This window comes from Methanosphaera sp. WGK6, assembly GCF_001729965.1.
In the GTDB taxonomy this organism is placed as follows: Archaea; Methanobacteriota; Methanobacteria; order Methanobacteriales; family Methanobacteriaceae; genus Methanosphaera.
This window is the reverse complement of the sequence record NZ_JRWK01000020.1, coordinates 1-14,286: the sequence shown is the minus strand read 5'-3', so window position 1 is coordinate 14,286 and position 14,286 is coordinate 1. Positions and strand designations below refer to the sequence as shown.

The 14,286-nt window shown below is 27.0% G+C and carries 14 protein-coding genes and 1 riboswitch; of the genes, 7 read left to right on the top strand and 7 right to left on the bottom strand.

Going from position 1 to position 14,286, the window contains the following annotated elements; genetic code table 11:
- Positions 1 to 168: 168 nt before the first annotated feature.
- Both NL43_RS07850 and NL43_RS07845 read right to left on the bottom strand, forming a co-directional pair.
- Entirely contained in the window at positions 169 to 813 is a 645-nt protein-coding gene (locus NL43_RS07850) for a hypothetical protein (RefSeq protein WP_069593501.1), read from the bottom strand.
- Positions 813 to 1,469: a hypothetical protein gene (locus tag NL43_RS07845; RefSeq protein WP_069593500.1), complete on the bottom strand. Its 657-nt coding sequence runs from the start codon at positions 1,467 to 1,469 to the stop codon at positions 813 to 815. The genes NL43_RS07850 and NL43_RS07845 overlap by 1 nt, the downstream gene beginning before the upstream one ends.
- A gap of 227 nt (positions 1,470 to 1,696) precedes the next feature.
- On the opposite strand from NL43_RS07845, the gene NL43_RS07840 reads away from it, so the two are divergent.
- From NL43_RS07840 to NL43_RS07830, 3 genes are all read left to right on the top strand, one after another.
- The gene (locus NL43_RS07840) at positions 1,697 to 1,999 is read left to right on the top strand and encodes a hypothetical protein (RefSeq protein ID WP_069593499.1); all 303 of its coding nucleotides are present in this window, start codon (positions 1,697 to 1,699) and stop codon (positions 1,997 to 1,999) included.
- A gap of 71 nt (positions 2,000 to 2,070) precedes the next feature.
- A riboswitch (FMN riboswitch) is annotated at positions 2,071 to 2,218 on the top strand.
- A gap of 75 nt (positions 2,219 to 2,293) precedes the next feature.
- Complete coding sequence (gene ribB, locus NL43_RS07835) at positions 2,294 to 2,944, top strand: 3,4-dihydroxy-2-butanone-4-phosphate synthase (protein WP_069593498.1); 651 nt, start codon at positions 2,294 to 2,296, stop codon at positions 2,942 to 2,944.
- 199 nt (positions 2,945 to 3,143) lie between these two features.
- A complete protein-coding gene (locus NL43_RS07830) occupies positions 3,144 to 3,698 on the top strand; it encodes a manganese efflux pump MntP family protein (RefSeq protein WP_084790471.1) in 555 nt (184 codons plus the stop codon).
- A 147-nt stretch (positions 3,699 to 3,845) separates the two neighbouring features.
- Here NL43_RS07830 and NL43_RS07825 read toward each other — a convergent pair whose 3' ends face one another.
- Positions 3,846 to 5,228 carry an MATE family efflux transporter gene (locus NL43_RS07825; protein WP_241776243.1) on the bottom strand — a complete coding sequence of 461 codons (1,383 nt, stop codon included), beginning with the start codon at positions 5,226 to 5,228 and terminating at the stop codon, positions 3,846 to 3,848.
- 152 nt (positions 5,229 to 5,380) lie between these two features.
- Here NL43_RS07825 and NL43_RS07820 point away from each other — a divergent pair, with 152 nt between their 5' ends.
- Positions 5,381 to 6,568: an MFS transporter gene (locus tag NL43_RS07820; RefSeq protein ID WP_069593497.1), complete on the top strand. Its 1,188-nt coding sequence runs from the start codon at positions 5,381 to 5,383 to the stop codon at positions 6,566 to 6,568.
- 105 nt (positions 6,569 to 6,673) lie between these two features.
- Entirely contained in the window at positions 6,674 to 7,486 is an 813-nt protein-coding gene (locus tag NL43_RS07815; protein ID WP_069593496.1) for a hypothetical protein, read from the top strand.
- Positions 7,487 to 7,933: 447 nt separating this feature from the next.
- On the opposite strand, the gene NL43_RS07810 is transcribed toward NL43_RS07815, so the two are convergent.
- Together NL43_RS07810 and NL43_RS07805 are read right to left on the bottom strand one after the other, a co-directional pair.
- A complete protein-coding gene (locus NL43_RS07810) occupies positions 7,934 to 9,892 on the bottom strand; it encodes a cation:proton antiporter (RefSeq protein WP_069593495.1) in 1,959 nt (652 codons plus the stop codon).
- Between the two features lie 152 nt (positions 9,893 to 10,044).
- Positions 10,045 to 10,638: a hypothetical protein gene (locus tag NL43_RS07805; RefSeq protein ID WP_069593494.1), complete on the bottom strand. Its 594-nt coding sequence runs from the start codon at positions 10,636 to 10,638 to the stop codon at positions 10,045 to 10,047.
- 209 nt (positions 10,639 to 10,847) lie between these two features.
- On the opposite strand from NL43_RS07805, the gene NL43_RS07800 reads away from it, so the two are divergent.
- Positions 10,848 to 11,999: a DUF763 domain-containing protein gene (locus NL43_RS07800; RefSeq protein WP_069593493.1), complete on the top strand. Its 1,152-nt coding sequence runs from the start codon at positions 10,848 to 10,850 to the stop codon at positions 11,997 to 11,999.
- 17 nt (positions 12,000 to 12,016) lie between these two features.
- Here the strand turns inward: NL43_RS07800 and NL43_RS08205 are convergent, their stop codons facing one another.
- On the bottom strand, positions 12,017 to 12,517 hold the full coding sequence (locus tag NL43_RS08205) for a TM2 domain-containing protein (RefSeq protein ID WP_084790470.1): 501 nt from the start codon (positions 12,515 to 12,517) through the stop codon (positions 12,017 to 12,019).
- A gap of 554 nt (positions 12,518 to 13,071) precedes the next feature.
- On the opposite strand from NL43_RS08205, the gene NL43_RS07790 reads away from it, so the two are divergent.
- Complete coding sequence (locus NL43_RS07790) at positions 13,072 to 13,629, top strand: nitroreductase (protein WP_069593492.1); 558 nt, start codon at positions 13,072 to 13,074, stop codon at positions 13,627 to 13,629.
- Between the two features lie 20 nt (positions 13,630 to 13,649).
- Here NL43_RS07790 and NL43_RS07785 read toward each other — a convergent pair whose 3' ends face one another.
- A complete protein-coding gene (locus NL43_RS07785) occupies positions 13,650 to 13,910 on the bottom strand; it encodes a hypothetical protein (RefSeq protein ID WP_069593491.1) in 261 nt (86 codons plus the stop codon).
- Positions 13,911 to 14,286 lie beyond the last annotated feature (376 nt).

Genomic DNA, 14,286 nt, shown 5'->3' with positions numbered 1-14,286 from the left:
TGGCAATTATTTTAAGTGGAATTTATTATGCAGTTTTTTTTAAAGTTCTAGTTTTTGTAGTAAATTTAAGATTCTAATTTTTATAAATATATTTTTAATTAATAATTTAAAATGAGATTTTTTTTGATTATTTAAAGAAGGTTATAAAAGATAAATATTTTTTTTTAGTTATTTACCTTTGTATTGATTTTCACTTGATACTATTTTTATGAGTTCATGTAATTCTTCAGTATATTCTACTCTGAATCCTACTGCTCCAGGACCGTCTGTTTTTATATTGTTTAGTGTGTAGTCATCATCACTTCGTCCATTGTTTATTATGTACCATATGTAGTTTTTATCTATGATGAAGAGTTGTCCTTCTCCATATTTATGGTCTGTGTAGTATGAGTCTCCTGGATCATATACAATGTCTGCTTTTTTTAGTAGTTTTTTCAGAAACTTGGATGGTCTTGGTGCTCCTGTGTATATTTCTTCTATTTTATCCATTGCTTTATCTTTTTCTTTTCTTTGTTGGTTGAGTATTTTTTGTTGTTCTTCTCTTTGTTGTTCTTGTTTTTCGAGTGTTTCTGTTATGTTTAGTATTTCTTCTATTTGTGGTATGTTTTCTTTTTGACACATCCATCCATATGGATTTCCTTCTATGTTCATTATGTCTTTAAAGTCTGTTGGTGCATATTTTTTGAAGTATGGTTTTACTTTTTCCATTTCTTCATCGGGTATGTCTTGATTTAGTGCGTATAGGTTTCCATATTCTTCATAGTCTATACATTTTAGTACTAGTTTTAGTGGGTCTTGTGTTTTTTCTGTCATTAGTATTCCTCTATGTATGTGTCGCCTGAATATTCATTATTTTCTGTTAGGACTTTTATTAAATTATGAAGTTCTTCTGTGTATTCATGCTTAAATCCAATTGCTCCACCTTTTCCTTCTATTTCTATGTTATTTATGTTCCAGTTATCTTCATCTCGTCCATTGTTCATGATGTACCATATACTTTTCTTGGTAACAATAAATAAATGTCCTCCACCATAATGGTTGTTGTCTCTGAAACTATTTGCTGGATCATATGTTACTTGTGCTACATTAAGTAGTGTTCTTAGTTTTTGTCTTGGTCTTGGTTTGTTTGCAAATGCATTTTCTACTTTTATTTGAGCATCTTCTTTTTCTTTTCTATGTTCATCATAGTATTGTCTTTGAATTTTTCTATCTTCTTCTTGTTTTTTGAGTGTTTCTGTTATGTTTAGTGCTTCTTCTACAAGATGTGCATTTTCATATGTACACATCCATCCATGGGGGTTTCCTTCTATTTTCATTACATTTTTAAATAATGTTGGTTTAAAGTGTGTCATGTATGGTTTTACTTTTTCCATTTCTTCATCTGTTACTTCTTGGTTTAATCCATATAGGTATCCGTATTCTTCAGGGTCATGACATTTTTTTATTAGTTTTAGTTTCTCTTTTTCCATATTTTCAGTCCTTATTTTTTTATGTTAGTTTTATTTTTTTCTTTCTTTTGTTTGTTCTATTATGTTATTATTTATTTTATATTTTGTTTTTTAATTATTTTTATATAACTATATGATGAAAAGATTTATATATTAATATATGTTGATATAATAAGTAGTTCATAATAAAAATATAACCACCAATATTAAAATTAGAAATATATGTCATTTAGAAGAAGATGAATCTTATGTTAACAATTGGACAAGAAAATGAATTTTCACTAACAAATAAAGTATGCGAAGATGCATTTAAAACAATGGAAACTATACTTAACAATATAGAAAAAACAGGTGAATTTGATAATTTAACACAACAAGAATTAATTGAAGAAGAATTATTACTCATGAATCAATTAGATTTAGAAGAAACATTATTAAACTACACAAACTATGAAAATGATTCCAATGATAAATTCACAAGTTCCAATAATACTATGGATTTACTCGATGAAAAACTATTAAATAATAGAAATAAAATTTCTATAATGTAAGTATATAATACATACTTACTCTTTTTATAATAAACATAAAAAAATATTTAAAATAATAATTATAAACTTAATATTGTTCTCAGGGCGGAGTGAAAGTCTCCACCGGTGGTGAATTATATATTAAATATAATAAGTCCACGAGCATTAAATATAATAGTTAATGTTGATTTGGTGAAAATCCAAAACCGACAGTTAAAGTCTGGATGAAAGAGAATGTGTAAACTCAAAAAATTACATTAATCTTTTTTTATAAAGCCCTGGTTCATATATATTTAATTTCAAGGAGATAATATAATGAATCATGAAGACATGTTAGAAGGAACTTCTATTGAAAGAGTTAAAATAGCACTTTCAGCACTACAAGAAGGACGAGGTGTTATTGTAACTGATGATGAATCTCGTGAAAATGAAGGAGATATGTTCTTTGCAGCACAAACAGTTACAGAACAACAAATGGCACTTCTCATACGTGAAGGTAGTGGGATTATCTGTTTATGTATGAATGAAGATAAAGCAGATGAATTAGAACTTCCACTTATGGTATCTGATAATACAAGTACATATCAAACAGCATTTACCATAACAATAGAAGCTGCCCAAGGAGTTACGACAGGAGTTTCAGCAAAAGATAGAGTTACAACTGTAAAAGCATGTGTATCTGATAATGCTAAAGCTGAAGATTTACACCATCCAGGTCATGTATTTCCATTAAGAGCAAAAAATGGAGGAGTACTTGAAAGAGAAGGTCATACTGAAGCTAACATAGATCTTATGCAAATGGCAGGGCTTAAACCAATGGGTGTATTATGTGAAATAACAAACCCTGATGGAACAATGGCAAGAATGCCAGAAATCATAGAATTCTCAAAAGAACATAATATGCCCGTTCTTACTATTCAAGATATTATTAAATACAAAAAAGAAGTATATATGGATAATACATAATTTTTTTTCTTTCAAATTCAAAACACCTATTATTTTCAAAAGAAAGGGAAGAAATTATCTAATAAGGATAATTTCCATATAAACTTTTTTTTATTATTCACATCATAATTTTTTAATAACCTATATTAAATTATTTTAATAAATGATTAAATACAGTAAAACTAATTTTTTTATATTAAACTAATAAGGTAATGGTAATATGGAAATGAATTTAATTTCAGTAATATTATTAGCAATAGCTTTAGCAATGGATGCTTTCAGTGTTTCTTTAACAAAGGGATTTACACAGAAAAACCTAACTAAAATACAAATATTATGGTATGGTATATTCTTTGGTGGATTCCAATTTATCATGCCAGTATTTGGATATTTTTGTGGAACTGCAGTTAGTTCACTTATATCTACAATTGCACCCTGGATTGCATTTATATTACTAGTTGGTATAGGACTTAATATGATTCGTGAAAGCTTGGGAGATGATGAAGAAGAAATAACTGATGACTTTGACTTTAAGGAAGTAACTCTTCTTGCAATAGCAACAAGTATTGATGCATTTGCTGTAGGTTTAACATTTGCTATACTCAATACAAGTTTATGGATGCCATGTTCAATAATTGGAGTAGTTGCATTTATCTTTAGTATAATTGGAATTTTCCTTGGTAAAAAATTGGGGAATTACTTTGGTGATAAATTTGAAATACTTGGGGGAGTCATACTCATACTCATCGGATTTAAAACATTGCTTGGATTATAATCCTATATAATCCTAAACTACTTTTTTTAATAATACTTATTTTTCATTAAAACAAAACTTATTTTCAAATATCTAAAAAATAAACACATAATATAGATTACAGGTTATTAAATTATACATTTTATTAAAAATTTATAAAAAAAGAGGTTATAATGACTTATTTTGAATAAGTCTTCTAATATAAATATCAGCCCAAACCAGTGTAATGTTATTAGCAACAAACTCACCAAATACAATACCAAGCCATGCACCAAATTCACCCATATTAAAAATCATAGCAAATACTACTGCAAATAACAAGGTAAAACCAAGTTCTCTAAAAATTGTTTGAAACATAGCAGTTAAACATTTACCAACACCCTGGAAAAGATAAGTGGAATTTACACCAACAGCCATAGTAGGATAGAAAAATACAATACAACAAAGGAAACTAACCATGCTACTAGACAAACGAATACTACTACCAGTATATGAAAACAATGCTACAATTTGAGGAGCAAAAACATATGTTAAAACAGCACATAAAACTCCAAAAAATATAGAAATCTTCATAGAATACCTATGAACAACACGAATATTCTCATAATTTCTAGAACCATAATTAGCTCCAACAACAGAAACTAAAGCAGTACCAATAGCAAGCATAGGCACAGTACCAAAAGTAACTATTCTCCAACCAGTAGAATACACAGCAACAGCATCAGTACCTGCAATAATAGTTAATAGCAATGAAAATAAAGCCGCAAAAACAGCATTATTTATTAGTTCCAAACTAGCAGGAAAACCTACCTTTAAAATATCAAGAGATATGTTTTTACTAAAAACATAATTAGATAAATTAGGCTTTAAATAAGTATTTTTTTTTACATAAAACCAGTAAAACAATATCATATTAACAAATACTAATGAAATAATTGTTGCATATGCTGCTCCACTAACACCTAAATTTAGTCCATAAATAAACAATGGATCAAGGATTATATTAATGATTGCTGAAAATAACATAGCATACATTGTTCTATTAGTATCACCTTCAGCTCTTAAAGTTCCATACAATGCATTAGACAATATAATAAAAATAGAACCTACTGATATAATATTTCCATAACTTATAGCATAACTAATAGTACTACCTGCACCTATTAAGAGAAGAATAGATTTTAATGAAATAAGTAATACTATCGTAGTAACAAGGGCAACAACAATACTAATAAATAGTGTATGAACAGCACCATTATCTGCTTTTTTCTTATTATCCTCACCAATATACTTAGATAGTGCAGATGCAGAACCAGCACCTAAACCATTACCAATACCCATAATAGCAATAAATATTGGTGTAACAAAACCAACACCTGCAAGTGCATCAGCACTTAAACCAGCAACCCATATAGCATCAATTACATTGTAAATACTTGTAATAAACATTGAAATAATAAGAGAAATAGACATATTCCAAAGAGCTTTTCTAGGATAATTTAACATAAGTTCTATATTACTAGTATTATCTATCATATTTTCATTAGGCAATATATCACCAAAATTTTATAATATCTGTTTTTTTTCTTTATTATTCTGTTTTCTAGATTATTATTTATATTTCTATTTTCTCCAATAGTTCTATATGATATTCTTTTTTAAGAACTTTTTATAAAAATTATAATTACTAATATGTGATAATTATGGTTGAATATACATTTAAAATGAAATTAAGTTTTATTGCCGCTACAATGACTATGGCTGTCGTATGTATAGCAAGTAGTAGTGCTATTCCTTTTTATGCAACATACCAATCATTATATGGTATTTCAAATAGTATACTCTCAATGAGTACTTTTATATACTTCACAGGAAATGTAATTAGTCTCCTATTTTTTGCAAGACTCAGTAATTATCTGGGACGAAAACCTATTATTATAACAACAATTATATTTGCAATAATAGGTTGTATAAGTTTTGTATATGTAAATGGTTCTAATTTGTTTCTTTTGGGGCGTTTGTTACAAGGATTAAGTTGTGGAATGTCTGCTGGATGTATTCAAACATTCATATTAGATACTGCTCCACCAAACTCAAATTTGGGTGTAATTATGTCAACAAATATTCCATTAATAGGATTTAGTATAGGAGCTCTAAATTCAGCAAGTATTGTTGATAATAATCCAGCATGGATAGCTAACATTTTTATACTAATAAGTATTCTACTTATAATTTGTATAGTCATGATAATAATAAGTCAAGAAACAATTACTCGTAGTAGTGGTGTTTTATCTTCAATTAAACCTGAAATAAAAGTTCCACAGAATATAAGACGTTTTATTCCAATTTCAATTATAATATTTGTTTCAACATATACAATTTCGGGATTCTATCAAAGCTTTAGTTCATCTATGGCTTTATTAAATTTTGGATGCACTGGTAAATTAATAGCTGCAATAATTTATACAAGTATTATTGCTCCTCAAATTATTGGAAGTACATTAATTAATAGATTATCTATAAAAGATGCTCAAAGGATGGGTATTCTAGGTTTTACAATAGCATTAATATTTGTAAACATAGCACTATTTAAATCATATTTCATATTATTTTTGATGTTTAATATTATAGCCTCACTATTTTGTGGATTATGTTTCACATCATGTATGAATAATATAGTTTACAGAACAAGAAAAGAAGACATGGCGGGAGTTCTAGCTACAACATATATCATAACTGATGGTGGTACAGCTCTCACAAATCTTTTAATTAGTGGCTTAGTTATTCACACAACAGTAAGTAATGTGGCATTAATTTATTTAGTATTTGTTATATTTTCATGTATTTTAACATTTATCATAACGGGTAAATTAAATTATGACTTTGATTAAATTTTAGAAAATATATTATTAAAAATTTATTAAATAAAATATATCATTAATTAATATCAAATATTATATTAATAACCTTGTATGACTTTAAAAGAGACGATGCTAATGGTGAAAGAAAAAGATATAATCATAAGAAGTAATGGTGAAGGTCAAATATTTAGTGTAGATCCTAATGATCCTGAACATAGATATAGTTTACCTATACATGTAATTTTAGAACAACATTATTCATATATTTTAGATGATATGAATAAAAATAATTTTAAAATACCTGATGATGAGGAATGCATGATATTTAAGGAAGTAGTACATATTGATAAGGTTGTAGGTTTTAGTACTTATAAAGGTGGCGATGCAAATGAACATAAAACATTAACACTTCAATACATTTATGTAATACCTGAATATCGTGGAAATAATTTACTAGTAAAGGATGTTATTGATACTATATCTCTTGATAGGTATGTGTCTATTGAATCACCAACACGATTTATGGTAGAATCATTAGTTAAAGGTGGATTAGCACAATCTTTTGATAATCGTTATGTAATAAGTAGGATTCCTTTCTGTGCTCCTATACGTACATTCAGTGATGAAGAAAAAGAGTACTTAAAAAAAGAATATAATATACCTGATCCAACTGGAATTAATAGGGAATCCTCATTATATGATTTAAAGTATTGTGCAGTTGTTTGTCCAGCATTTGATGGAAGTAATCGTGCATATAATCCAAAAGATTCTTCAACTAATTCCTTGGAGGATGGTTATATTAGTGAAGTACTTCAAATTGATGATGAATTTTTCAATGCAGCTCAAGAACGTGAAAGCGATGATGAATTATATAATGATGCATATTTTGAAAGAGTTTCAAAAACAATAGCTAAACATAATAATGAAATTACTGAACTATTGAGTTAAATTTTTTTTCTCTTTCTATTTTTTAAATTAAAATACATAACTATATATATTTAGGTGAACTTAAATTTATATGATAAGTATAAAATCTTATTCTTTAAGGTATTCAATATTTTAAAAAGTAATATATTATATTAAACATATTATTAAAACTAAAAGGTGAATAACAAAATGGAAAATTCCACAAAGGATGCAATAAAAATAGCAGCAGAATTAATAATTCTTTTTGCAGTATTGTACATAATACCATTATTAATACCATTACCAGAATAAAAAAGTAATGTTTAAGAATAATCTACTTGGGAATGTTATTTAAAAATAATAATTCTAGAAATATATTTATACCTAATTCAAATTCAAAAAAATATTAACACATTAAAAAAATTAAACACTTATTTTAAATTTTTTTTTAAAAAAGTGAAAAAAGAAAATTAAAATTTTCTACAAATTTTAAATTTCTTGATTAATAAAAGTTTCTTTTAAAAATTCTTCAATATTTTCAGGTTTTCCTGTGAATAATACTAAATCATCTATTTCTAATTCAAATTTAGGATGTATACCTGTAATAGTTTTATCATTTCTAATAATTGATGTAACAGTTAAATTATAATCCCTAAATTTAAGTTCATTCAATTGTTTTTGTTTTGTAACATAAATTGAATCAATATTTAAATCAGTAAGTCTTTCACTAAGTGATGTTTTAATTTCCTCTGGTGAAATACAACGGAATACATTGTAACTATCTGCTCTTAAACTTTCAAGAGTATCATTTATTTCTTCAGAATCTTTGTTATAGTAGTCCATTACTCTACTAAACATCACAATACTAGTTTCAAATTCTTCAGGAATAACCTCATCAGCGCCAGCTTCATAAACCTCATCAACATGTTTCAAATACCTTGTTCTAACAATTATATGAATATTTGGATTTAAACGTCTTGCAGTATCCACAGTTTCTAAAGTACTTTCATAATCTGATGTAGCAATAACTATACATTTTGCTGAAGTTACTTTCAACTCTTTCAATACACTTTCACTACCACCACTACCATAAATAATTGGTAGACCTAATGCTTTTTCTTTTTCCACAATAAGTGGATCTACATCAACAATAACATAAGGTATATGATAATGTTCACAAGCTTGTGATAAATTTTTACCATTCACACCAAATCCTACAAGAATCACATGATCCTCTAATTCTTCATCTAATACTTCCGTAGGTTGTATTGTTTTTAATTCATCATCTATCTGGAAGTAAGGTATCTTCTTAAATAAATTCACAATCTCTGGTGTAATTCTCTGTAAGAATGGTGTAGCAGACATTGTAATTATACTCATAGATAAGAATGCTGTAAATAAACCTTCACTTATCAAGCCATATTTCATACCCTCCGTTGCAAGTACAAATGAAAATTCCCCAATTTGACTTAAAAGAATTGCAATTGCAATTGTTGTCTTCACAGGTATTTTTAAAACATGTCCTGTTATAAATGTTGCTAAGAATTTAACAATAAGTACAAGTACTGCTAAAGCTATGATTAATAAGATATTATTAATAAAATAACTTACATTTATCATTAAACCTATTGATATAAGGAATATACTCATAAATACATCTTGGAATGGTTGAATATATCCAAGTGTTTGATGACTGTATTCTGTATTAGATATAAGTAAACCTGCAATAAATGCACCAAGTTCTGGAGATATTCCAACAAGAGATGTTGCATAAGTAGTTCCTAGACATATAAATAGGATAAATAACATGTACAAATCCCTATTTTTAGTTCGTGCAGCTTCATGAAGTGCTTTAGGAACAATCCATTTGGCTCCAAGAATGATAATTATTGTAAGACCTACTAATTTTGCAAGTGTTATGGGTAAAGTACTCATATCTAATGATTGACCACCAAGTAATGGTGTAAGTAAAAGTACAATAATAACTGCTATATCTTGAAATATAAGAATACCTAAAGTTACCCTACCTTGTAATGAATGAGTTAAACGTTTTTTCTGTATAAGCTTCATTACAATAGCAGTACTACTGAAACACACTAAAAATCCCATAAATATTGATGAATTAAGTGGGAAATGAGCAATATACATTATAATAGTAATTAAAATAGTTGTTAAAACAACCTGCATTAAACCGCCCAGTACAGCATATTGTTTTATTGCCGAAAATTTCTCAATTGAAAATTCTAAACCTATAATAAATAATAAAAATATAACTCCTAATTCCGACATACTGGTTATAATTTCTGTTGAAGTAATAAATTGGCCCAGAATAATTCCTGTTAAAAAAAGTCCAATCATTGATGGAAGTTTAAGTTTATTAAAAATTAATAGGATAGCTACTGCTGTAATTAAAATTATTGATATATTTTCTAATAAATATAAATCCATTGTTTGTTTCCTATTATATTTGATTTCCAATTAAACTATTTATCACAATTTTTATTTATTTTTTTAGGAAGATTTAGATTAGAAAATAAATTTATATATATTTTTTAAAAAAAGAGAGTTATCTGAGAAATAATTCTCAGAATATTATATTTTTAGTTAGTTGTATTATTAGAATGTGGATTTACTTCTCCTTCAAATGCTCCTCCAGTAACAGATCCTGTTTGTGCATTCATTTCAATTTCACCAACTACTTTACCATTTTCTCGGAATATAAATACATAATATTCATCACCAGATGATGTAAATGTACTGCGATATGATGCTTTAGCAGTAGTATGGCTTGATTGTGAAGTCATCCAGTTATTTGCTAATACTGTTGCTTGACTTATTGTATATTTTGTTGTTTTATTTTGTGAAATAGGGTTGTTTGTTGTTTTATTTTGTGATGTTATCTTGTTGGTTGGGGATGTTGTTGTCTGTGCATTTGAGTTACTATTACTGTTTCCTGAATTACTATTGTCATTGTTGGAACTGCCTGTGGTTGCACTTGATGAATCACTGGAGGTAGGTGTACTTGCTGAATCTCCACTTTCTGCTACTAAATCAGTAGCACTTTCAGTAGCACCATCTTCAATGCCTACTGATGCTAATTGATTAGCTAATGTATCTGTATTAATATTATATGTTGCAGCAACAATTCCTATTAAAGCTACAATTAATACAACTAATATTATCTTTTTATCCATTAGTTTCACCTGCCATTTTTGAGTCTATTAATCATTTTTAATTTTAATTGTATTTAAATTTATTTTAACTAAGAAAGTATATTATTATTGTTTTGGATTATTCTAATTTTTTTTTAATTTTTTCATAATTTAACTCCTTTTTTTTAATTAGAATATTACTTATCATATTCCCTTAACTTTTATAATTCTATTTAAAAATAATTAGTATTATGCAGAGAAAAGGAATTACTAATCTTCCATTACACTCTAATCATACACCACCATGGTTATGGAAGAGGATGGTTAAATTATCTGGAGCTTTAACAGAAGTTATACTTGAAGAATATGGTCAAAAAGAATTCTTGGAACGAATATCAAATCCATACTGGTTTCAAGGATTTTCATGTGTAATAGGATTTGATTGGCATTCATCTGGAACAACAACCACTACGTGTGGAGCACTAAGAGCAAGTCTTAATCCTGAAGAACATGGTATAGCAGTACTTGGAGGTAAAGGAAAAAATTCTAGAAAAACACCTAGGCAATTAGAGGATATATCATCTACATTTAATATAAGTACAAAGGCTACAAACACATTAATTGAATCATCAAAATTATCTGCAAAAATAGATAACTCCTGTATTCAAGATACTTACACATTATACCAACATAATTTCTTTTTAACAGAATCTGGAGATTGGGCAGTGGTACAACAAGGAATGAATACTGGAAGTGGATATGCACGTAGATATCATTGGATGAATACAGATATGGATAATTTTCTAAATGACCCTCATACTGGAATTGAATGTGACAAAAAACAAGAAGAAACACTAAATATGTCCGCAAAGGATAGTAGTGAAGTTCAAAAAATTAGTGTAGATTTAATTAATGATAATCCAGAACATCTAAGAACATACTTTAGAAGAAAAGATTCTAAACAAACATTACTCACAGATTTCTTTGATTTCAAACAAGAAACTCATGATGTAACAGGGTTTAATAATCAAGAATCTTTCACAATGCCTGCTCATCATGAAGTATTGGATATGGATTTATCAGATAATGAATTCAAGGTACTTAAAAATGCATATGAAATTCAACCAGAAAATTATAAAGAATTAATTTCTCTAAAAGGAATAGGTCCAAAGAAGATAAGAGCACTAGCATTGATAAGTGATTTAATTTATGGAGAAAAGGCTAGTTGGGAAGATCCTGTGAAATATAGTTTTGCTCATGGTGGAAAAGATGGATTTCCATACCCAGTAGATAGAGAAGTCTATGATCACTCAATAAATACTATAAAAGATGCAATCAATGAAGCAAAAATAGATAAAAAAGATAAACTAGATGCAATAAAACGATTAAATAAATTTTTATAAAAAAAGTAGGTGGGATTTTATTTTACATTTTCATTATATCTATCTACTTTTACCAGGGCATCTTGCATGGTATAAATATATAGAATAAACCATAATAGTAGTAGGAATAGATTTGATGATATTCTTAATACATAACATAGAACAAAGAGAATTATACCTTTAAGAATATCTCCTAAGTATATTTGACCAAATCCTGGAAGAATTAGGGTTAATATAAATATAAGTGCTTTACTTTTTTTATGAGTATATTTTGGTTGAGTGTATTGCTCTTGGGAATTGTCATCATAATAATTATTTGTGTCATTATATTCTGGATAATAATCATTATCTTCCTGATTTTGATTATTATATTTGGGGTTTTCATAGGAATTATATGTGTTTGTAGTTGTTTGTGGTGTATTGTAGTTGTTTTGTGGTTCATTATTCTGTATATGATATGTTGTGTTTAAGTCTTGACCACAAATTACACAACATGTTCTATCTTGATTTGTATAACCACAATTAGGACATTTCATCATTGTAAAACTCTATTTATTTTTATTCTATAGTTATGAGTATTTTATTAACATTATTTATATTTTAGTTCATAATTTTTAAATTTCTATTTCTAATAGATCTTGCTGATGTTTTTCTAAGTGTATCTACTTTTTCTGGAATTATATGTTTATCTGTTCGTGGAACTACTTTTTCAATGAGTGTTTCATCGGAAGCTTTTATTATATTTTCTGGTTTTAAAAGTTCTACATCACTAAGTCCGATGAAGTCTTTTCATCGTGTCCAGTCATGTTTCATATTAAATGGACATGCATCTTGACAATCATCACATCTACATATCAATTCAGTTAATTGTTCTTCTTAGAGAGTATCCGGAATTCTTTCTTCTCAAAATGTTGTTAAAAAAATGAAACATATGATGGATTCCTAATATGGAGCATTAATTGAAGTTTTACATGCTTGTTGACATGTATTGTTATAATAATTTTTAATCTATTTTTATTTAATCACTAGAAAAAAATATAATTTTTAAAAACATATATTAATATAAATTATTGTAGAAAAAGGATTTGTTATTATGAATTCAACATTAGAAGATTTAAAAACAAGACGCAGTATCAGAAAATTTAGTGATAAAAAAGTAAGTAGAGAAGACTTAGAAAAAATATTAGAAGCTGGAACATATGCACCTACAAGTTTAGGAAGTCAATCACCTAGAATTCTTGTAACTCAAAGAAAAGATATAATTGATAGAATAGAAGAATGGAACAAATCATTTTTCCCACCAGCTGTTCTTGAAGCAAGAGGAAATAATGTTAAACCATTTTATGGTGCATCTACTTTAGTTATTGTACTCGGTGATAAAAATAATCCTAATTATGTTCAAGATGCTTCTCTAGTTTTAGGAAATATTCTTAATGCTGCTCATGCATTAGGTCTTGGCAGTTGTTGGATTCATAGAGCAAAAGAAGAATTTGAAAGCCTTCAGGGTAAAGAATTACTTAAAGTATGGAATATACCTGATAATTATGTGGGTGTAGGTCATGCTATAATAGGATATCCTGCTGATGATTGTGATGTGGAAGTAGCACCAAGAAAAGATGATTATATAACTTATTTGGATGATTTATTATAATCATCTTAATCTAATTTTAATTATTTAAGTAATGATTTTATTTTCCAACTTTTTGATGTTTCAACTTCTTTTTTAAATGATTTTAATTCTTCATTTTCAAGTTTTAATTCTGAATTTTCTTTTTTTAATTTATTTATTTTAAAATCTAAATCTTCATTTTCAAATACTAGTTGTCCTACTTCCATGGATTGTTTTCTATAGTTATTTTTTAATTCATCTATTTCTCCATGTAGTCTTGTGATTTCTTTTTCAAGTTCTTTAATTGTTTTATCATTATTCATTATAATCACTACGGTATCATTTATTAAATTATACTTTAAATAGATTTGTTTTTAATTAATGTTATTTTATATATTTTCTATTAATTTTATATTCAATGCTTGTAGGGTGTATTGTTTTTAAATTATTTCTGTTTTTTATAAAAATGGATTAAATTTTGCTTATATATTAAAATAATTATTTTTATTCATAGTTCTATAATATGGTGTGAGCTAAGTTTAATAGGAGGTTATTAAGCTTTTTTTTATTCAGAATGTGTTGTTGAGTTTTTATTATTATAATAAAATTATTATATGGTTATAAATATAATATTAATGTTATTATAATATTAACATATGATATTATGTTAAATTTATTAATAAATAACTATGAGTTAAT